The organism is Carboxylicivirga sp. (assembly GCF_982718395.1).
On sequence record NZ_CEXQWX010000081.1, the window covers coordinates 6,510 to 27,006 of the forward strand.

Here is a 20,497-nt window from a genome sequence, read left to right on the forward strand (position 1 = left end):
GCTCTGCAACAGAAGCTTCCTCTTCTCTATATTCGAACTTCTCTTTATTCTGAAGTTTCCGGTTTCTTCGAACTATCTGATTTTTAATTATACTTTCCAGTTCCAGCTTTCCATGTTCATTTTCTGGTATAAAATACTTTAATATGTTTTTTATATCCAAACTAGAAGTGTGATTTGGCGTAGCCGTTAATAAAAGCGTTTTCTTCGCTAAGCCTTCGAGTATACTTTTTGCAGAAAGATCCTTTTGAGTTTTAGAACCATACCTCCTAAAGAAATGAGCCTCGTCTACAATCAATAAATCAAATGAAGTCTCATGTTGATTAATTTTTGATTTAATAGCGCTATTAATAGCTCGTCCGATTTCTTCAGCATTATTTGTCTCGACAACACCAGGCAGTAACCTTCTAATATTACGAGCTCTTGTAGAATCAATATTTTCTGTTGTTAGTGCACTAAAAGAAGTTGTCTTGGCAATAAAAAACTGATTTGTTTTTTCTGAAATACAATCTAATAATTTATATAGATTGTCGGAGAAGTTTAGCTTTGGAAATATTAATTTATCCGACAAATAGCTTTTACAATGTTCTCTTTTAAATGTTAGATATTCACTCTGCCAGTTTTTTGCAACTTCTGTCCGTGGTGCAATCACTAATATTTTTGCATCAGGATTTTCATTCCAAATTAAAGTACAATAAGCTAAAGCCTGAATGGTTTTTCCCATTCCTACTTCATCTGCCAGATATGCTACATCATGTGTTTTTAATATTTTTTTAATGTCATGCACACCCTTAGCCTGAATATCCGGCATGGTTTGCTCATGTTTTTGCGCAGAATATTGCCAGTCTTGATTGTTTCTTTCGAAACAAAAGAATTTCTCTATATCTGGGTCAATATGCACTTCTCCTGAATCAGACATAAGCATTTTTTATAAATTCTTTTTGTGCCTGAGTTAACTTCTTAAAATCTTCAATCGATTTAATAGGATCTAATTTTGGAAGAAGGTTCTTTTTATTGTGCAAACGCACAACGCTATTGTATTCTTTATAAAGAAAGTATTTATACACTAATGATGATGCCTTTTTATTCTCCTGACCATGCAATTGTTCTTCTATATTAATTTGAAACTGATCTTCAATATGCTGTTTTATTTCCAAAAGATTACCGGAACAAGATCGAGTCACTCTCTTTAATTGCTCTTTGTTTTCACAGGCATTAATCTTATTTCGCAAATTCTTCATTGCATAGAACAAAACAAAGTAAGCACCTATATATGTATCAGGAACATCTGCTATTCCTATTCTTTCATCATCACTCAGTTCATCATCAACGGGATATCTTACTCCACCTCCATCAGGCAGGTCGTCTCCTGTGTTCAAAATTAACGCTTGCAAGACAGCAGATAGATTTTCAAAACCAATTGCTATTCTATACGACCCATTTATTTCAACAAATGAAGCTTGATATACGATTTCTCCATTCAAGTTATAAACTTCATACATCCTGTCCTTCAGATATCTCTTTACATCTTTAACTAAATAGCCTAGTCTTAATTTATATAGCTTAATTTTCTTGTCAGTATCTGGCAACTTAACTAATAGTTCATCAATATTATAATTCTCAAATTCGGCTTTATCATAGAATGAGATTCGGAATGTATCCCAATCCAATGAAAGAGTAATTATCGAACTATATGAATTCAATATCATTGCTTTATCCAACTTTAAATCTTCTGAACTTGAATAAGCCGGGATAAAATTCTCTATGTTTTTTATTAAACTCTTTCGTTCTTGAGGTTTTATCGCCTGTATAATACCAGCTTCAATATTATTTACACCATTATCTCCAACGTTTAGAGCGGATGATGTAAAATTCCATGATCCTATAGCAACCTGACCGGTATTTAACCAAACCTTTGCATGTTGTAATGATGGACTATCAAACTTTCTTAACTTCAATCCTAAGTCTTTACCAAAGGATAAATTATCTATTTTATCAATTTCTTTCTTTATAGATTCTGCTATTCTGACTTTACCCAATGAATAGTCCGGAATTAAGTTCAACTTTGTCTCAAAACTTTTGAAATGGTCATTATAAAGAGAGGTTATATTATCGGAAAAATATGGAGACCACACATGCACTTCTTCCGCATTTGTATTAAATACATCAAAAAGTTTTCTTTGATCTTCAGCTCCTGAAATAGAAGATACGAACTGCAAATCATCATCTACAGTATTGGTACAATTCGCAAGTACCTTATTTTTCACTTCTTCCAGATTATTATATTCTAAACAATCATTTGTATCAAGAAGAAGTTCTGTAAAGAACTGAAAAACCTCTTCTACTATTTTTTTATTTTCAAGCGTTTTAATAGATACTGACTCAACATTTTTACCATAACCACCAACACTTAAGTTGGCTGACCCAACAACAATTTTAGCTTTATAATCGACATCAATTAGTAGTGTAACTTTGGGATGAAAAACGCCTTTACTAAATTGATTCCCAAACCGAGAAGGATCGATAGGAATAAAAGGTGTCGCAATTCGTTTGGAATGCGTTTTGCTTACAGCTCTATAATCATGAAAAACAACAAAATCGCATTCCTGGTCTCTTAACTCCAACACAGCACTTTCAATATCGTATATTGTGCGAATTTCATTGTATGATTTTCGTGTTATTGCAGACAGAAAATACTTCTCAATAAAATGATTGCTTAAATTGAAAGTAGTTGCTAATACCAACTTTAAGGTATTTAACTCTGATATTGCTTTTGTAAATTCTTTATACAGCTTCATTGTTCTTAAATCCTCTACAAAAACTCATTAATGCAAAAATATAATAGTTGTTTTTCCATTCTTTTCGATCATAATCTTCTAAAGCATTACTTGGTGTGGAATGAATAATTCTATCGCCATCCACTTCAACCCAAGGGAATGCATCTCTTTCTTTCATAACCTGAGTGTGATATTTCAGTAATTCAGGAATAGCATTTTCAATAGTATTATTTTTGAATACAGCTATCATCTTTACCAGTCGTGCATTTATTCTATCAGGTTCTGATAATGATTCTAAATTCTCCAATAAAGCCTGCTTGAATTGTTCAAGATCATTTTTTACATACTCAACAATTTGCCCAACATTTTTGTGTTTAATGTATTGAATAGCTTCGAAAAATTTAGTTGTCCATACTAAAAAAGGCTCTATCAATAGAACATCCTTAAGTAATCCTTTCTCTTTATCAGACAATGATCCAGAAAGCGCTTGTTTTATTATATCCTCAACACCAGACTCTTTTGAATTATTAACAATCGAGAATAATTCACCTGCAGCTCCTTGATCAAATCCTAGAAGTTTAATCCAAATCTCCTTTGACTTTTCTGCTATTTGTTGATGTTTCCCAAAGCAAGATCTATATAATTGTATTATTTCTTGTGATTCATCTACAACATCAAACCACTGTTCCTTATTCTTGTTACTCTGTAGAATAGATTTAACCCTACCGATGATTAACTCTTGTAACCTTTGAAAATCCTGCTTATTTGAAAAGAATGAATTAATATCGTCCCAATTATTTGTGTAAGTATAAGAACGAGTCATGATATCCATAGCTGTAAAAGGTCCTTTATAACGTCCATTTACACCTAAACCTCGCTGCCTAACAAGAATTCCTGCATTGGGATCTATCTCAAGATCAATTGTTTTACCATTATTATGAAACTCACTTGCCTTACTAATGCCTAAAACAGCACCTTTATCAACATCATTATCCGGTGCTGTGTACATGGAATGAACCCAGATATCTTCCAAATACATTAACAATCCATCAACAAACATTTCTCTAGTTCGCAACACCTTAAAATTATTTAATGTTCGAGTATATAACTCAGGATTAGATTCAATAAACTCTTTTATTAGCCAGTGATGAAATAGGTTAAGTGTATAGTTCCTTATATCTGTTGCTACGGTTGTTATTTTACTACCAAATATCCTTCGACCATAATCAGACCATATTACCCGTATTCCAAGAGGGTCACTATTGACTTCTTGAAATATATCTTCGTCTGGTTCTGTGAATATATTAAGCATAACTCTAAATACAATTCTTGTTCTTTATATCTATAGATAAAAGCATTAGTTACTTTCTTTCTCTATAAATTCCTTTAACATCTTCCTGTCTTGATCTATTCTTGCATTACTAGTTCCTGTAATTTTTAAAGTCACAATTAATAAGAAACCTGCTATAGAGGCTACTCCATATGAAACCATAGGTAGTTCTTTAAAAGGCAAGTCAATTAATGTGAGATAAATAAAATAAAGCGCAGAACCAAATATGGCAATTACAGGTACTAATGCTAATATGCCAATAATTATTTTCCAGATTACTTTTGTTGCCAGGAAGTAGTCCAATATAATATCTAATTGATTAATTGGAAGAATGCTTGAATGCATTAACCTATGCTTTTCTTTTAATGAGCAATCATCTGTGAAATAAAATAATAAGGAATCATATTGAACTCGTAGTTCGTTATATCTCACTAAATTCAATGACAATTGATAATAGCAAAATGTAAATACCAAAGGAGTAGCTATTTGCACCAATTTAAAATCCTCGACAGATATACGCCCCAACGATATCTTCTTAATTAATTCCGCATCAAAAGCATAATATAATAACACAATAAGTATGGAGTAGAAACAGAACTTCCAGGCTGTTGTATTAGATTCTTTCAATCCTTCTTTGACTTGATTATAATAATCCTTGATAAATTCTTTTTTGTTTTCGTCAGGTAGTATTTTTAGTAGTTGAGATGTTTTCATACTATCTTTTGTGTAGGTGCTGTAAAAAAGTATTACAGAAGGAAAAAAACATTTTTGTGGTTAATATTTAAATCAAAGTAGCCCTTTTTCCTCACATGCTAACAGAAAAGGTACTTTAAGGAAGTTCTTATCTTTAAACTTTGAATTTTTCAGAGCTTTAGGTAATCGCTTTAGTTCCCTCTTTCTATCTTCAAATTCCATTTCCTCAATTAGCTTTACTAACCAATACTTACCAGCACCTTCATTTGTTAATTCATCTTTGTATCTTTTTTCTAGCTTATAAACATCTTTCCAAGTTTTGACCTGCTCTTTATCCTTAACAGATGTAAAGTCAATTGATATGTGTTTATGTTCATATATTTTATAGTTCTTGAAATCGACATCAATTTTTAACTCAATATCATTATTGGAAATGGAATATGGATAAAATGCCTTGCGTTTTCTGTTCGTTTCATTATTAAAAATAGGACTCTGACGAAATTTATGCGTTGAGTTACACGCATGACAACTTGGAACTAGATTTTTGAAATTAATTGATGCAAGAGGGTAATGTTCTTTTGGCAAGTAATGGTCATAGGCTTCATGACCATCCATTTCATAACTGCGCATTGGAGCTAAACCACAGAATGGACAGACGCCTTTTGTATTCACCCTAATGAAATCCTGGTAATGATTTTCGAGCGTCCCATTCTGATTTCTAACTACTGCCAGGTCTAGAACATGCTCATAAAGATTATAATAAAACTCATAAACTGCACCAGACAGCTTTTCTGAAAATTTAGCTAATGCTGCACGAGAAAGAGGATTATAAAGATGTTTATTATTGCATATTTTTTCAAGGTGTTTATCCCTTTTATACCAACGCTTTATTTGCTTACGTTGAGTAGGTGTAAGTTCATCTTTAAATATGTCATAAATGACCGAAATTGGACCAGTGATATAGTCTTTGGCTTTTTTTTTAGGGTCTTCTTTCCAAGCTTCCTCTTCTGCAAGTTTTTTTAATTCAGGACAACCGTCTAATAAATCAAAACTATATTCTTTTTTAGCATTGCACCAGACATGAAGGAATAAAAAATCAACCCACTGCTGTAACCTAGTAATATCATGGTTAACGTATTTATAAGGGAATAACATTATCAGGCTTCTAGTTTATGAATTAATAAAGTTTTCTCTACGGAATCACCCAAATTTTCCTCCAATTCTTTTATAAGAGTTTTAGAATCTTCACCTTTCTCAAAACGTTTCTCAATTTCATCTAAAAATTCCAGAGCGTAATTACCAACAGTTATAGGAGTTTTGAAAATTTGGATTGTAATCTTATTCACAGAAGCACCCAATGTCTGAAATTCGGGTTCGTGACATATTACTTCTTGCGTTTTTTCATCCTTCTCAAAAATATGAACATACGATGATTTACTATCTGAAATTAAGTATGGTGAATGTGTAGTAATAAGCATCTCTTGCTTTGTGTTGCTACCTTTAAAACATTCACGAATACTTGAAATAAACTGGGCTTTCCAATCTGGATTAAAGTGCGTTTCTGGTTCATCTAATAGAAATAAACATCGTTTATTTTTATATAACAGACTTAATCCCATAGTATGCAATAACTGGTGTTCACCATCAGAGAGCTGTTTTGTATAAATAGACTTGGGTAAATCATCCTTAGTGATTTTTAAATCTTTAAACCGAAGGATTTTATCATGTTCTGGTGGATAAGGCACAATATCAGTGTTTATAAAGATGTTTTTTGTCTTATAAACATGCTTCTTATCCGCTTCTGTGATTACATAAGTATCTAATTCCAAAAGAATTTGAAATAATTCAAATAATTCAATAGGAGTAAAGTAGAATTTAAAAGCCTTTTTGGTTTCTTCATTTACCTTAAAGTCTAAGTAAAGATGATAATGCAGGTCTTCTCCAAATTTACCCTCCTGATTTGGGTGGTTCTCATCTTGGTACTCCTCATAACTATAGCATGTGGAACACTTCTTTAAATTATTTATACTGGTTGTAAGGTTTGAAGTTAACTCGACATATTGATTCTCTTCCTCGTTACTATTTTGCTTTAGGAGATGCTTTGATTGGTGAATTATTAGGCGAAATTGAGTGACATTATTAACCTCGACAATGTCAGTTATCGGCTTTAATACTTTTTCATCCTGAGTTAGTAAGTTAGTTAAGAAAATCGCTTGGCTAAATTTATGGTCAAGAAATGTTAGTCGAGATTCAGGAGATGGTGGAAAACCATACGTATAGCCTTGTGTTAGACGGTCGGCGTACTCATCAAACTTGATGAAACGTGTTTTAAAGAATGGTAAACTTAATAATTCATTATCTCCTGAAGAGTAACCTAAAACATAATCAGGCAACAATTTTCTTATTACTGTATTGTCTAGCCCTTTAGTTGGTTCGGTATAATCTTTTTGATTTAACCATGATATAGTTGGTGCAGTACCTACTTCCTTTTTGATTTGAACATGAGCCTCTTTTTCATGTCGTATATCTTTTTTAAGGAATACCATGCTATCAATAGGAATGTAATACTCCAAAATAAACTCATCGACTGCACATACCCTATTGTCAAAAACCTTTTCATTTTCATCATCTGTCGAAAAACTATCAGGTAAGTTTTTGCAATACATGCAGTCTATGTGAAAAAAGATATTTGCTAATGCTTCAAGAATATTGGATTTTCCACTACCGTTACGACCTGCCAATATACGTGGATAAAAGGTACCATTTGTCGGAGGTACAGTGTGAGGGAATTTAATCTTAAAGCCTTTTTGTAATGACCTAAAACCGTCATCGGCTGTTATTTCAAAGGAAATAAGTTTCATGATTTTAGTTTTAGCATTATTTTAGAATCGGGCTTTGATTTTGCATCTACACCTTTGATTTCTTCAAATATTTGTTCTAAAAGTGGACTTTCACCTTCTAGCGATTTAAAAACAAAATCCTTAATTGCATCATATTGCACATAAACACCAGTATTCTGAATTGCCTCTTCAAGTTGCTCGAATGAGAATGAAACATCGGGAAAATTGTTCCTTATTATTTCATCAATATTTACAATATTATCTTGAAGTGTTGCTTTACCTACCTGATAAGGTTCACCAATAGGTTCGACCTCTGGTTTTTTAGGTTCTTTTTCTTCCATATCAGTTATTTCTATTTTACTTAAATCTAATTTACCCGAAAAGGCTCTTTGGCTTAAACTACCGTACAAATTTTCAAGCTCTTTTAAACTTTCTTGAAATTGCGTTTTTAATTCTTCAACTTTCTCAACTATTGTGACAAACTTTGTTTGCAATTCGAAAGGAGGTTTTATTAATTTAATTTTTTCAAACTCCCCCTTGGTTAATATCTTCTTCATGCCTTTCGTAGCATGACTTTGGATGTATTTCTTCAATATTTTGAAAAGCCAATAGAGAAATAGTGGAGATACATCTGAATTTGGTTGAATTGCATTAATTTGCTGATTAAATGACACTTCCCTATCAGTTAATGAAGCTCTACCTATTGAGTCAATACTACCTGCAATACAAGCAACCATTAATGCTCCGCTTTTTACTGTTCTTGCCCTTTCTAAACCTAATTCAGATAGATACTCCGTTGCTGTTGTTATATATGTAGCATCCCCTTTTATATTATCTGTTTTTATCCATTCAATAAAAGCTGGGGAATAATTTTTAGGATTCTTACGCGGAGGAGTATTTCCAGTACTGACTTCACCAATATGGTTTTTTATTGTATCGAAATCCCAACCATTAGTGTTTTTAATTGGGTCGCCAAACATCTCTAAGAAAGTTGACTTTAAAAGCTCATTTAATAAAGAAATACTTTCTTTTCTTTTCAAAATTAAAGTTTCACAATCTGAAAGGACTTTGGCTATGCGTTTTTGGTCTATTAGTAATTTAGGAACTGGCAAGGGAATACGTTTAATATCCTTTTGATTAATTGCTTTGAAAGTAGAGCCAGTTGAATATTTCTGTATTAGCTCTTGATTGGATTTGAGAAAATAAAAAAGATAGAGAAAATCATATCCATGCTTAACACGGATGGCACTAATTCCTCTACCAATGCAAGATTTTTCATTTGCTATATTTACGGGGCCAACAGGTGCACGAACGCTCATTAAAATATCATTTTCTAAGGCAATCTTGGTTGGATTTACACACCAAGAAGTAGGATTGGGATATTTTATACCAAAGTCAGCCTTCCCTTGAAAAAATGGAAGGCCATCACCAGATTTATTATAATACTTAGAAGAAGGTGATTGACCTGCAATTATATCAGCAATATCAATTATATTTTTTATGGTAATTTCCATTAAAACAATTCTTTCAATTCATTTAAACCTTTAATAATCTCATTTTCCAGACCAGACTTTCCTATTAGCTTTTCCAAAATCACATCTGGTTTTTCAAATTCAATTTCCTCAAAAACATCTTCTTGGTAACGAGTATAACTTAAATCATAGTCCTCATTTACAATTTCCGATTTTGGAACAAAAAAGAACTTTCCTTTTCGGTCCTGCTCTTTTTCAGGGTTTCTAGAATTGTATTGCGTTATTATATCCTGTAAATCACCATAATCATTTTTACCACTTTCTAATTTCTTTTTACTTCTTTTATCATCTAATGAATAGCCATCAGAATTCATATCGTAAAACCATACCTTTTCTGTCTCACTACCTTTAGTAAAAATTAAAAGTGCTGTACTTACACCTGCATAAGGCTTGAATACACCTCCTGGTATAGTTACAACTGCTTTCAATTCTGATTTTTCAATCATAAGTTTACGAGCTTCTATAAAAGCACCACCACTACCAAATAGGACTCCTTGAGGCACAACAATACCAGCAGTTCCCCCGTTTTTAAGCATATTGAAAATACGTTCAATAAAAAGCAACTCCGTTTTTGTAGTTTTTAGTTCAAGCTCTTCATTAATTTCACCTTTGTCTATATTGCCAGTGAAAGGAGGATTAGCAAGTACAATATTATATTCTCCTTTTTCATGGTAGTACTTACTTAATGTGTCTTTGTAATCTATTTGTGGGCTATCTATGCCATGCATCATTAAGTTCATTAACCCTAAACGTACCATTGTTTGGTCAATGTCATAACCTTGCAGGTTTTTTCCTAGAATATCTTTTACTTCTTCAGTAAGTAAAGCACTACGGCTACTTCTTATAAAGCCATCTTCGTCAGGTTCTTTTTTGTCTTTGTCTTTATCAAGTTGAGTTACTATATATTGATATGCTCCTAAAAGGAATCCACCCGTTCCACAAGCGGGGTCGGCAATTTTATTTCCTAATTCTGGGTTTACTAACTCAACTAATAATTTAATAATATGACGAGGTGTTCTAAATTGACCATTTTTACCTGCTGCTGCAATCTCACTTAACAACTCTTCATAAACATCTCCTTGTATATCTTGAAAATCTTGACCTTTTTCTGTAGCATCATTATCCATTTCTACAAAAATCTCATCAATTGCTTTAATTGCTTCTGTCAATAATGATGATTTCGGAATAATAAAAACTGCATTTGCCATGTGTTTGGCAAAAGGAGATTCCGCACTATCTAATGTTTTCAAAAAAGGAAATACATACTGTTGCACATGAATAAGCATATCATCAGCAGGTTTCCGTTTAAATTCACTCCAGCGTAAAGTTTGTTTGTCGATACCGTTTTGTTGCTTTTCTTCGTCGTCTTTTGTGAGATAAAATGTTCCTTCAAAACGAGAAGCATAAGTTTCACCTGTGAACTCAGCATTCGACAAATTTTCTAAATCGTTATCGTCTAGCTTTTTCATGAAAAGCAAATAAGTAATCTGCTCTATTGCAGTCAATGGATTGGATATTCCTCCGCTCCAAAACTTATTCCATAACTCGTCTATCTTTTTTGCAATCGTTGGATTGCTATTTATTAAGCTCATATTAGGCTGCTAATTTTTCTGTTAATTCTACAATTTCTTTAATCTCATTTGGTGAGAAAATACCTCGTATTCCTTTAGGATGAATAATTGTAAAGGGAGCCTGTATTAAATCACGCTTCTGAATATTTCCTCTTTCTATAATAAAGTCTCTCAGTAAGTTTAAGAACTCAATTTGTCTGGTTGATAAATGAGTATGTTCCTTAATGAAGCTTTGAACTGCTTTGCTCACTTGTTCATCGAAGCTTTCGAGAATTTCTAATCCCATTATGTGCTTGATAAATTGAATAAAATGGGCTTTTTGATGCTTATATACCTTTCGTAATAAGGATTCAGTAATATGTGGGTCTTCTTCATGTAATTCTTCAGCTAATTGATTTGTTTCTTCGTCTGTAATTGTTCCACTCGACCTTAATTTTTGAAGTATCGGGTTTCTATTCGTCAGTTCTGCAATTTTAGTTTCAACCATCTCCCGATATTTTGAAATACTTACTGCTTCATTAGCTGGACCAAACTCAACCATCTCTTTAGTTTTTAAAACATCTTGAAGATTTAACCTTGTAGGGCCATCAGAAGCTCTTCTTGTCTCACGGTATTTAATTAAAGGAGACATTATTTCTGACAATGTATCAAAACCATCATCATCAATTACCGACCAAAAATGATTGCTTTGTACTTGTTTAATATATGTTGCGTGTTTTGCAACCACATTTACAGAAAGTGGTAATTCACTAACTGCTGTAATGATGGATTCTTTTAAGGTATCAAATTTCTCTCCATCTTCATTTAAATGTACTAACGAAACTTCCAATGCATCTTTTTGGAAACGCATTGCTTTGAAATCAGTTTGGGATATTGTTCTAAAAAGAGGTTTTATAGTTTGTCTTAAAAATTCAATTTTCTCAAACGTTAGATGATTCCAGAAAGTGTCTTCCTCTACCTTTGCTAAATCAGGTTTGGAATCTTGAATAACTACTGATTTAGTGGGTAATTCAGATATCTGAATTCTTAGTTTTTCAACTTCTTTTTTTACTATTTCTGCTTTTCCCTTTTCAAGTGCTAATTCAATTTTGTCTATTCTAAAGCCTACGAAACGAATAGGTAAAGGTATCTGAGCTTTTAGTTCTTTTCCTTTTGGATTTAGTTTAAAATATTCGAAATTATCCCAACAGTCCATGATTAAAAAAGCATCTTTCTTTGGACACCAAGGCTTTATTTTAGCTTCTTCAAGAAAACGAGTGCCTCGTCCAATCATTTGCCAAAACTTAGTGTAAGAGTATACAGGTTTTACAAAAACAAGATTAACTAGTTCTCGTACATCAATTCCTGTATCTAGCATATCTACACTAATAGCAACCCTTGGCATATCATTATGGGTGAATTGGTGCAATAAGCCACCTTTACCATAAACCCTTGGGTCATCAGAAACCATAACCTTAGCTAACTCTCCTGTGTATTCAGGATATAAAGCATCAAATATTTTTTCAATTCTACGTGCATGCGCCTTTGTTGAACAAAAGAATATGGTTTTGCCTGGAAGAACACCATTAGGGTCTTTAATACATTCCTCCATAAACTCTTTAACAATAGTTACGTTAGTTCCTTTGTTAATTACAGACTTTTCAAGGTCTGTTCCCTCAAAGTTTATTTCTTCAACTTCTTTTCCTTCTAGAATTAACGACTTTTGGTCTTCAAGACTTATAGTTCGCTTGCTAATTCCTTCTTCTTGAAATTTCGTTTGGATTTTCATCACCTGAAAATCGCACAAATAGGGAGGGATATTATTTACAGCTTCCTCATAAGAGTATGCATATGTTGGAATACCATCTTCACACTCAAAGAGGTTAAATGTGTTGTGGTCAATAACGTCTGTGGGCGTAGCGGTTAAACCAAGTGTAATTGTATTGAAATAATCTAAAACTTCTTGATAGGTATTGTAAATTGAACGATGGCTTTCATCCACCACAATTAAATCAAAGAAGTGCGGAGATAAGGAATACTCTTCATCTCGGATAATATTTAGCATTGTTGGATAAGTAGAAGTATAAATTCGTCTGTCCTTTGCAATTAATTTTTCTCCTAGTTTTGGCCACCTTGGTTCATTCGGTAGATGTTCTTTAAATGCTTCTAATGCTTGATTCCTCAATGCGATACGGTCAACTAAAAACAATACTCTTTCCGCCCAACCCGCACGCATAAGAGCATCAACCATTGCAATTGTTGTTCTTGTTTTACCGGTTCCAGTCGCCATGACAAGTAGAAACTTACTATGTTTCTTTTCAACTCCTTCCATAACGGAACGGATAGCATGTATCTGATAATCTCGTCCTGCAATATTTGTGTTTATTAATTCAGAAGCTAAAGGTTTACGGTTTCTTCTTATGTAACTGTACCGTTCTAAATCATCTCGCGTAGGAAATCCAATTACTTTTTTGGGAGGATAATTACCTAAATCCCAGAAGAAAATCTCGTTACCATTTGTATAAAAGCAGAAAGGTAATTCACCTCCCGATTCATTTTGTATATTTTGACAATATTGTTTTGCTTGTTCTCTACCTAATTCTGCATCAACCGATGTCTTTTTTGCTTCAACAACAGCAAGTGGTTTCCCGTCTCTACCGATTAGTACATAGTCTGAATATTGATGCCCTTGATAAGGTGTTTGAGGTTCACTAACACCATCAGGTAATCCAATATTGATATCATATTCGATTGCTACCTGCGATTGGTCATTGATATTCCAACCAGCTTCCAAAAGCTGGTTGTCTATCTTTTCTTTTCTAGTGGTTGCCTCATTCATAGTCTTGCATATAATTGGAAACAAAAGTACTTAAATCTCCTGCATGTATTCCTTAATAATTGGAATTAACTCATCAGATTCTACTGGAGTATATTCTGGTGATTGTGTAAGAAAAATATAATCATAATTTACTACAGACTTAAAGTTCTTATAGTAGATTTGTTCAAAAGGAATATCCTTTGACTGTTTATTCGGATTCCATGTTCTTAACCTAGTCAACACATCAACATTGCTTTTAAAAAGTAAATCTTGATAGAATCGGAACTTTATCGCTTGAGGCTTATTATTTACATATTTGAAATACATATGCCCAATATCTGAAGGATTCCATTCCAAGGAAATAAAATTCAAAGAACTCAATAATTCAGCACAGGCAAGGAAAATTAGAAAGTTGTTTATTTTAACCTTTTCATCTGGAGGATAAGATCTATATTCTTTAGAGTAGTTGACCCAATGAGTGAATATAAAATTGTAAGAGTCATCCCAAAGACCAGTATCTGAATGTGCATCAACATGATCAATATGAAACTTTGGTCTCCTAACAGATTTTTCATTTATGGATCTTAATTCATAAAAGAGCTCATTATGATCTGTTAAAACTTTACCTGGGATTAAACCATCTCTTCTAAGTCCACATTGATCCTCTAAGAAGTTTCGCACCATTTGCTCATTCCATGGGATAAATTCATCAATAGGTAGACGTTGACCATCTTCTGGGCAACCTGTATAAACCATTTCATGCATCATAAAAAAGTCAAGATCTATATCCAAAATATTTAAAGTCGTCATATTCTACCCTTCAAAATAATCTGAATAAATTTCTTTATACACAAAGGTCTCTTTGGGAGAGATACCGATATTGTACTCAATCATTAGTTCTGCCAAACGTTTACCATCAATAAGAATTAAAGTGCGATCAATCTTGTCAGCGAAATCCTTTGCTGAGGATGGAAAGTCTGAAGTTGTTATAAAAACACCTTTACGTGCATTATGCGCTAACATGGCTCCGGCAAAATCACGCACTTCTTTTACGGGCACAGTATTGTTGTAACGTTTCGCTTGGATATAGATTTTGTCTAGCCCCAAGCGGTCTTCATTGATGATTCCATCTATTCCTCCATCAGCTGACTTCTTTGTTACCTGCGCAGCTTCTGAGCGATTACCTCCATAACCAATCGCTTGAAGTAAATCCAGAACTAATTCTTCAAATTTATAAGGATCTATTTTAGCAAGCTGGTCGGATAACTGGCCTATCAACAACCTATTAATCTGTTGGTAAGCTTCTTCAAGCTTTTCCTTTGGCGTTTGATTATCTGCCTCTACTGTCTGTTCATTTCTTTCAGCACTATCTTTACCATTAGTGCCTACAAACTGATTAAAGGAATCGTATTGTCTAAGAAAAGCAGCATCAATTCTTGCCGGATTCGTATTTAATACCTCTAAACCAAGTTCTGTAATTTGTACAAAACCTCTTTTCTCTGATTGAAGTAAGCCTGCTTTCTTCAAATAAGTATTTGCCCAACCAACACGATTATCAAACAAAGGTTGTTTGCCACTTGGTAACAGTTCCCTTCTGTCTTCCTCTGTTAGCTTAAACTCCTGAGCAAGTGATTTAATTAATTCTCTAAACTTATGTATTTGTTCATCTGCTACGAACTTTAAAAGTGGCAACATGATGAATTGATAATCTGGGACAGGCATGTGTGAACAATTTAAGTTCTCTAAAATAGCACTTCTTAGGGATATTATGCTCAATAAAGCAGCCTTAATTGCTCCCCAATGCTCTAAAACATCCTGAAGTCATATAGATTCAGAATGTAAAATTATGCAGTGACGTGTAGATCAAACTTCTCTATCAATAAGTCCAGGTACTTATTCTTCCTTTTAAACTTATCAATAAGAGCTTCTGGACCTGCCAAATACTGTTCCTTTTTAATAGAGATAACCAAGTCAGCTATATCATCACCTTCGTTTAAATCAGTATTCTCCAGAACTGTATTTACATGAACATCAAAGCAAGCACTTTCAGCTATTTTGCTCCACTTTTCAAATGCTTTCCCTTTATCTGGAAATAAAGTCACCTGATAAGCTCTGAGAGTATTTAGCTTTTGTACGTTCAGCATCTCAATAGAACCAACAGCAACCCAATTGTATTGCGGATAATATAATGCTCCGAATATGGCATTCTTTTCTCCTTCGGCAATGGCAACTGGTCTTGTTTTATCAGTTAATAAATGTGCGCCAAAGAAAACTTGCTTCAAGTTAAAGTCCTTTTGTTTGATAATATGTTGCACCCAATTGATGTATCCATTACGTTTCAATTTATGAATATCATATTGCATTACTTTGCCTGTCCTTACTTGTCCCAATCGATTGACTTGCCAAAAGATGGTTTTATTCCCTTTGGCAGTTCCAACGTAATACTTCCGTAATACCTCCACAATCATCCTTTCAGGAAAGTATTTACTTAAGCCGATAGCAAAGTTATTTTGGTGGTAATTTGTAAGAGAAGCTTGCATTAACTTCCTGTCAAGGCATGAAGGAGGTTTGATTATAGGTTTTGGGTTAGATACAGGCTTATTATAATCATCTAGTTTGTATCCGTTTTTTTCAAAGTACATTTTAGGCGTAAAATGATAGGCACACTTCTCAACCCTGTTACACCTTCCGGTATAATCAGATAGATATTTACCTGTATGATGATCCAAGTACCTGGTAAATGTTCGTTGATGACATTTTGGGCAGGGATACCGTGTTGACCGGCCTTTATACTTTTCTAATGAATAACGAATATCTGACATTCCGGGAGATATTACAGTTTTAGTGGAATTTGTGGAGTTGTGTAGAATAGTTCTTTTTCAAGAACTTAGCACTACACATTACTACACTCACTCCAAAGCCTTGTTGATTTTTTGAATTTATAATTGATTTCATTACTCCGTCACTCCACAGAAACTTCACTTCAACTCCATAAGTAAAACACTGAATATCAAGTAAACTCCACAACTCCACAAACTCTGCAGTATCTCAGTTTAGTACGTCCGTTTCATACAGTCCCTTCTGTACCTTATGAGCCAACTTGGTATTGCTCAGCAATTGGTAGGCGTATGATTCTTTGGCTATATTGAGTTTGTTGGCCATCTCAATAAACTCTTTGTTGGTAAACTCGCGTTTACCTATCTTTTTTAAAATCTGGAATACCTTACCTTCCTTAGAGTTGTCTTCATACACATTTAAAACCATGTGGTTTAGTTTTAATGCATTGGAAAAGAAATAATCCTTAAGCATAATGGCTTTTCTCATGGAGTCTCCTGTAATGTGCTCAACGGGTTGTTTTTCGAAGAATTTACCGGAAACTTCAAGGACGAGGGCAAACCGTAGTATATACCGATCCAGTTTTGACAGGATTCCTGATATGGTGGAATCCTTATTGGAGGGTAATACATGCTTGTTGACTTCATTAATAAATAAATCTTCTGCCAGGTCAGACAGTACTAATTCTTCGGTGTCAGACTTCTGTATGACTGCTTCTATCAGTTCTTTCATTTTGGTGTGAAAGCTTTCAACCAGGTAAGCATCAGGGTTTGTTTTTCGGATATATTTCTTCTCCATCTTCAGCGGTATGGCAAAGAGGATACGCTCAAAGAAACCATCCTTAATATCTTTAGCCTTAAAAGAGGCTATAACATCATCCTGAATACTTCCTATTATGGAAACACAGGGCATGCTTAGTGAAGAACTTTCCACCTCTTTACGATCCAGTGAAATAGGTGCACCATCCCAAATGGACAAGAACTGACTTTGTTTCGATGTACCGCTGTAGCCGATCAAATTCAATATAAAGCTCTTGAACTCATCGGGCATCAATATTAATCCATTAGGATTTTGCTTATGCATATTGATTAATGCTTCAAAGGTTGGATCAGTGGAATAGAGTTTTCTTTTAGTGGGTTTCTTTTCTCCTGTATCAGGATCATAGTTTGCTATAGCCGCTTCATATTCCCGGTCATATTTCTTTTGCTGATTCTTGATGGCTTTAAAGGCCGTTTTTAAAGGTGCACTTTTATTTTGTCCTGACTTGCCCACTAATACTACCCACATGGACGGGTTTTCTATCCACTCAATATGTTTCCTTAAATGATAGGAATTACCAATGATTCCCGCCAAGGCCGTTAATATACTTACCGAAGTATAATCAATATTGTAATTGCCGTTATCATAGAGTTCCAGAATGGTATCCTGGATAAACCCTGGAAATATATTCAACGGAAATTCCGACTCTTCTGCTGTTTTAAGTCTCAGGTTAGCTTCCTGAAGAGTCATTTTTCCGCAGGCCAGATGCGCTCGCCCCAGCTCCGTTGTATCTTTCTCAATTGTTTCCATATGCTTCAAAGGATCAATCATTAATACTTTCCAGATAGGCCTCAATTTCGGAAGCTTTATAGTAAATTTTACGCCCCGTTTTCTTAAAAGCTATAACTTGATTATCACGCATGGTTTGTAAAGTGCGCCTGCTAACGTTTAACAGTTTACATACTTCCTCTGTAACATACCATCGGTCTTTAAATCCATCATTCTTCGCAACATTGATACTATCGATTTTATCATTTAAGTGATCAATCTTGCCCAATAGCTTATTAAAGAGGTGTTCATCTACAATGACTACTGTTTTGCTCATTTTATACGTTTTTTAGTTCATTATTATAATTTGACTTTTCAAACCTATGCAAAGCAGCGCAATTGATTTAACGCAGAATAACGCATTAGTTCTTAGAATTCGTTATTGTATCGTATTTGTGGTTATTTTTGTGTGTTTATTTAAACGCAGGTAAATATTATTGACTGCAAGCTCGTGTGAGTTGTACTTCTGTCAATAAACAATAAGTGCTATATTTTACCATTTATTGCTATCGTAAAAGTCTCGTTATTGCTCTTTATTACTATGTTTTACTATATTTTGCAAAACTTTTTTTATTGCCTTTTATTTCTCTATTTTAATCCGCGAATTCATAAAAAATTACTCAATTATAATGTTATTTCGCAGGACAATTTTAAAGCAAGATTTAGCCGTTAAACTTTTTCCTCAAAGCTCAAATGTGAATGCTGCCATGCAATTACTTCGAAAAGAAATTAAGCATTCACCGGAATTATATAAGAAGCTCACTTTGGTCAACAGAAATAAGCGGGCACATTATTATACGCATAAGGAACTGGAAATTATTCTTGAACATTTCTGTATTAGCAGGGAAGAGTTTGAAGAACTATAGAAAAAGTGGTTTCAAGCACATTAAAAACAGCGGTATTCAACTCAAAAGCTCTCTTTTAACCAATAAGCAGACAGCTTTTGAGTACTTTTTCATGCTTTTGAAGATATTCAGAGCTTATTGCACCATTATGAGACTATATTTCACTTGCTTTTGAGCGCTTCGTTGTTTTTGCAGAGCTTATTGAGAGTGCTTTTTAGGTGCTTCATAAATTCGGACAGTGCTTTTCAACAACTTCTCTATATTTTGATAGTGCTTTGTCTCAAATGCCATAAATTACGGTCTGTTTAGTAACAATAATTCAAGTGCTTTAGGCTTGCTGTCTTATTTTGAAGGGTATATTTTGAGTACTTTCCAGCTGATTTGTAAAGTGTGTGGAGTCTCATCAACAAAAGTCTTTAAATGGCTGAATTATGACTAAGATTGTCCAGTTCGTAAACGCTTCATTTTGTGATTCATAATGTAATTTTGCAATCAAAAATGATAATACGCAGAACGATATTAAAGCAGGATTTAGCCGTTAAATTATTCCCTCAAAGTTCAAACGCAAATGCAGCCATGCAATTACTTCGTAAGGAAATAAGGGAGACACCAGTACTGCTTGAAAAACTTTCGAAAATGTCCAGAACTAAAAGAGCTCATTATTACACACATAAGGAACTGGAAGTTATTCTGGAACACTTCTGTATTAGCAGAGAAGAATTTGAAAAGCTTTAAGGTAGGTAGTTTCGAATTGAGTTAAACCCATCAAAATTCTACTTAAAAGCTCTGTTTAAACCAGTAGACAGATAGTTTTTGAGCGCTTCTCCATTTTGTAGAGTTTAGAGTACTTTCTAAAATGAATGGAGTAAGGGCGTATAAAGAAGGAGAATTGTGCACTATTTGAACATAGACATTCCCCTTTATATCAGTACCATATAATCAACCGCGAGATATCTAAGCTGCATGACAATACAATTTGTATAAGAGAAGACGGCCATTTGTTAGGAGGCTTGTATATATCTGATTACAGAAAGTTAAGAGCCTTCGTTCAGTTTCTTTTTAATGTTCTCAACGACTTTGGTTGTTAGCCCTGTTAATTTAACCACCATATCAATTTCCAATCCTTCCTCGAGGCACTTTTTTGCCATTTCTCTTGCTTTAGTGGCTTTTCCCGCTTTTATACCAATTTCTTTTGCTTCCTTTTTTAGTTTCTGTTCTAACTTGTATTGAGGAACATATTTTGTGCTCTTTTTCAACTCCTGCATCAATCCTTTATCTTCAAAGCTTAAGTAGCTTTTGTCTGAGATAATTAAATGATCAATAACTTTCAAGTCTACAATATTTCCAACCTGAATCAACCTGTCTGTAATGTCTTTATCCCGTTCCGATGGCACTAACTCGCCACTTGGGTGATTATGACATAAGATTATGGAGACAGCTCTTTTTTGCAATGCAAAACTGAACACCTCCATTGGTTCGGCAATTGTTCTGTTAATAGAGCCTAAGCTTATCAATTCAATAAAAAGGATACGAAGGTTGTTTTCGAGCCCAATAACCCAAAAATGTTCCCTGTTCTGGTCAATCTTGTTTTCTCGTAGTAAAATACGCTGCATAATTCCATATACATCAATGGAGGTCAGCACTTTTATTTTTTCAGATTTCGTTAGTTTAATGTCCATAGGGTAAAAATAGT

At 33.8% G+C, this 20,497-nt stretch carries 17 protein-coding genes; 2 read left to right on the top strand and 15 right to left on the bottom strand.

Annotation, left to right across the window (positions count from 1 at the left end):
• From AC4MRQ_RS15015 to AC4MRQ_RS15080, 14 genes are all read right to left on the bottom strand, one after another.
• Positions 1-916, bottom strand: a 916-nt coding sequence (locus AC4MRQ_RS15015; protein ID WP_491198507.1) for a DEAD/DEAH box helicase family protein, incomplete at its 3' end; no start/stop codon positions are given.
• The gene (locus AC4MRQ_RS15020) at positions 909-2,795 is read right to left on the bottom strand and encodes a phospholipase D-like domain-containing protein (protein WP_491198508.1); all 1,887 of its coding nucleotides are present in this window, start codon (positions 2,793-2,795) and stop codon (positions 909-911) included. The genes AC4MRQ_RS15015 and AC4MRQ_RS15020, both read right to left, overlap by 8 nt.
• Positions 2,782-4,086 (bottom strand): hypothetical protein, encoded by a 1,305-nt coding sequence (locus AC4MRQ_RS15025; RefSeq protein WP_491198509.1) that lies wholly within the window; start codon positions 4,084-4,086, stop codon positions 2,782-2,784. Before AC4MRQ_RS15025 ends, AC4MRQ_RS15020 begins: the two co-directional genes overlap by 14 nt.
• A gap of 45 nt (positions 4,087-4,131) precedes the next feature.
• Positions 4,132-4,818, bottom strand: a complete 687-nt coding sequence (locus tag AC4MRQ_RS15030) for a hypothetical protein (RefSeq protein ID WP_491198510.1) — start codon at positions 4,816-4,818, stop codon at positions 4,132-4,134.
• Positions 4,819-4,890: 72 nt separating this feature from the next.
• A complete protein-coding gene (locus AC4MRQ_RS15035) occupies positions 4,891-5,952 on the bottom strand; it encodes a hypothetical protein (protein WP_491198511.1) in 1,062 nt (353 codons plus the stop codon).
• Between the two features lie 2 nt (positions 5,953-5,954).
• Positions 5,955-7,658 carry a restriction system-associated AAA family ATPase gene (locus tag AC4MRQ_RS15040; RefSeq protein ID WP_491198512.1) on the bottom strand — a complete coding sequence of 568 codons (1,704 nt, stop codon included), beginning with the start codon at positions 7,656-7,658 and terminating at the stop codon, positions 5,955-5,957.
• Positions 7,655-9,151 (bottom strand): restriction endonuclease subunit S, encoded by a 1,497-nt coding sequence (locus AC4MRQ_RS15045; RefSeq protein WP_491198513.1) that lies wholly within the window; start codon positions 9,149-9,151, stop codon positions 7,655-7,657. The genes AC4MRQ_RS15040 and AC4MRQ_RS15045 overlap by 4 nt, the downstream gene beginning before the upstream one ends.
• Positions 9,151-10,761 (bottom strand): class I SAM-dependent DNA methyltransferase, encoded by a 1,611-nt coding sequence (locus AC4MRQ_RS15050; protein ID WP_491198514.1) that lies wholly within the window; start codon positions 10,759-10,761, stop codon positions 9,151-9,153. Before AC4MRQ_RS15050 ends, AC4MRQ_RS15045 begins: the two co-directional genes overlap by 1 nt.
• 1 nt (position 10,762) lies before the next feature.
• Positions 10,763-13,558: a type I restriction endonuclease subunit R gene (locus AC4MRQ_RS15055; protein WP_491198515.1), complete on the bottom strand. Its 2,796-nt coding sequence runs from the start codon at positions 13,556-13,558 to the stop codon at positions 10,763-10,765.
• Between the two features lie 30 nt (positions 13,559-13,588).
• Entirely contained in the window at positions 13,589-14,347 is a 759-nt protein-coding gene (locus AC4MRQ_RS15060; RefSeq protein WP_491198516.1) for a hypothetical protein, read from the bottom strand.
• A 3-nt stretch (positions 14,348-14,350) separates the two neighbouring features.
• Positions 14,351-15,259: a restriction endonuclease gene (locus AC4MRQ_RS15065; RefSeq protein WP_491198517.1), complete on the bottom strand. Its 909-nt coding sequence runs from the start codon at positions 15,257-15,259 to the stop codon at positions 14,351-14,353.
• Positions 15,260-15,381: 122 nt separating this feature from the next.
• Positions 15,382-16,359, bottom strand: coding sequence for a DUF6371 domain-containing protein (locus AC4MRQ_RS15070; protein WP_491198518.1), 978 nt, complete (start codon positions 16,357-16,359; stop codon positions 15,382-15,384).
• Positions 16,360-16,585: 226 nt separating this feature from the next.
• Complete coding sequence (locus AC4MRQ_RS15075; protein WP_491198519.1) at positions 16,586-17,986, bottom strand: DUF3987 domain-containing protein; 1,401 nt, start codon at positions 17,984-17,986, stop codon at positions 16,586-16,588.
• The gene (locus AC4MRQ_RS15080; RefSeq protein WP_491198520.1) at positions 17,955-18,236 is read right to left on the bottom strand and encodes a helix-turn-helix domain-containing protein; all 282 of its coding nucleotides are present in this window, start codon (positions 18,234-18,236) and stop codon (positions 17,955-17,957) included. Before AC4MRQ_RS15080 ends, AC4MRQ_RS15075 begins: the two co-directional genes overlap by 32 nt.
• A gap of 352 nt (positions 18,237-18,588) precedes the next feature.
• Here AC4MRQ_RS15080 and AC4MRQ_RS15085 point away from each other — a divergent pair, with 352 nt between their 5' ends.
• Positions 18,589-18,825 (top strand): DUF4248 domain-containing protein, encoded by a 237-nt coding sequence (locus AC4MRQ_RS15085; RefSeq protein ID WP_491198521.1) that lies wholly within the window; start codon positions 18,589-18,591, stop codon positions 18,823-18,825.
• A 477-nt stretch (positions 18,826-19,302) separates the two neighbouring features.
• Positions 19,303-19,539 (top strand): DUF4248 domain-containing protein, encoded by a 237-nt coding sequence (locus tag AC4MRQ_RS15090; RefSeq protein ID WP_491198522.1) that lies wholly within the window; start codon positions 19,303-19,305, stop codon positions 19,537-19,539.
• A 299-nt stretch (positions 19,540-19,838) separates the two neighbouring features.
• Here AC4MRQ_RS15090 and AC4MRQ_RS15095 read toward each other — a convergent pair.
• Positions 19,839-20,497: JAB domain-containing protein (locus tag AC4MRQ_RS15095; protein WP_491198523.1), on the bottom strand; the 659-nt coding region annotated here is incomplete at its 5' end.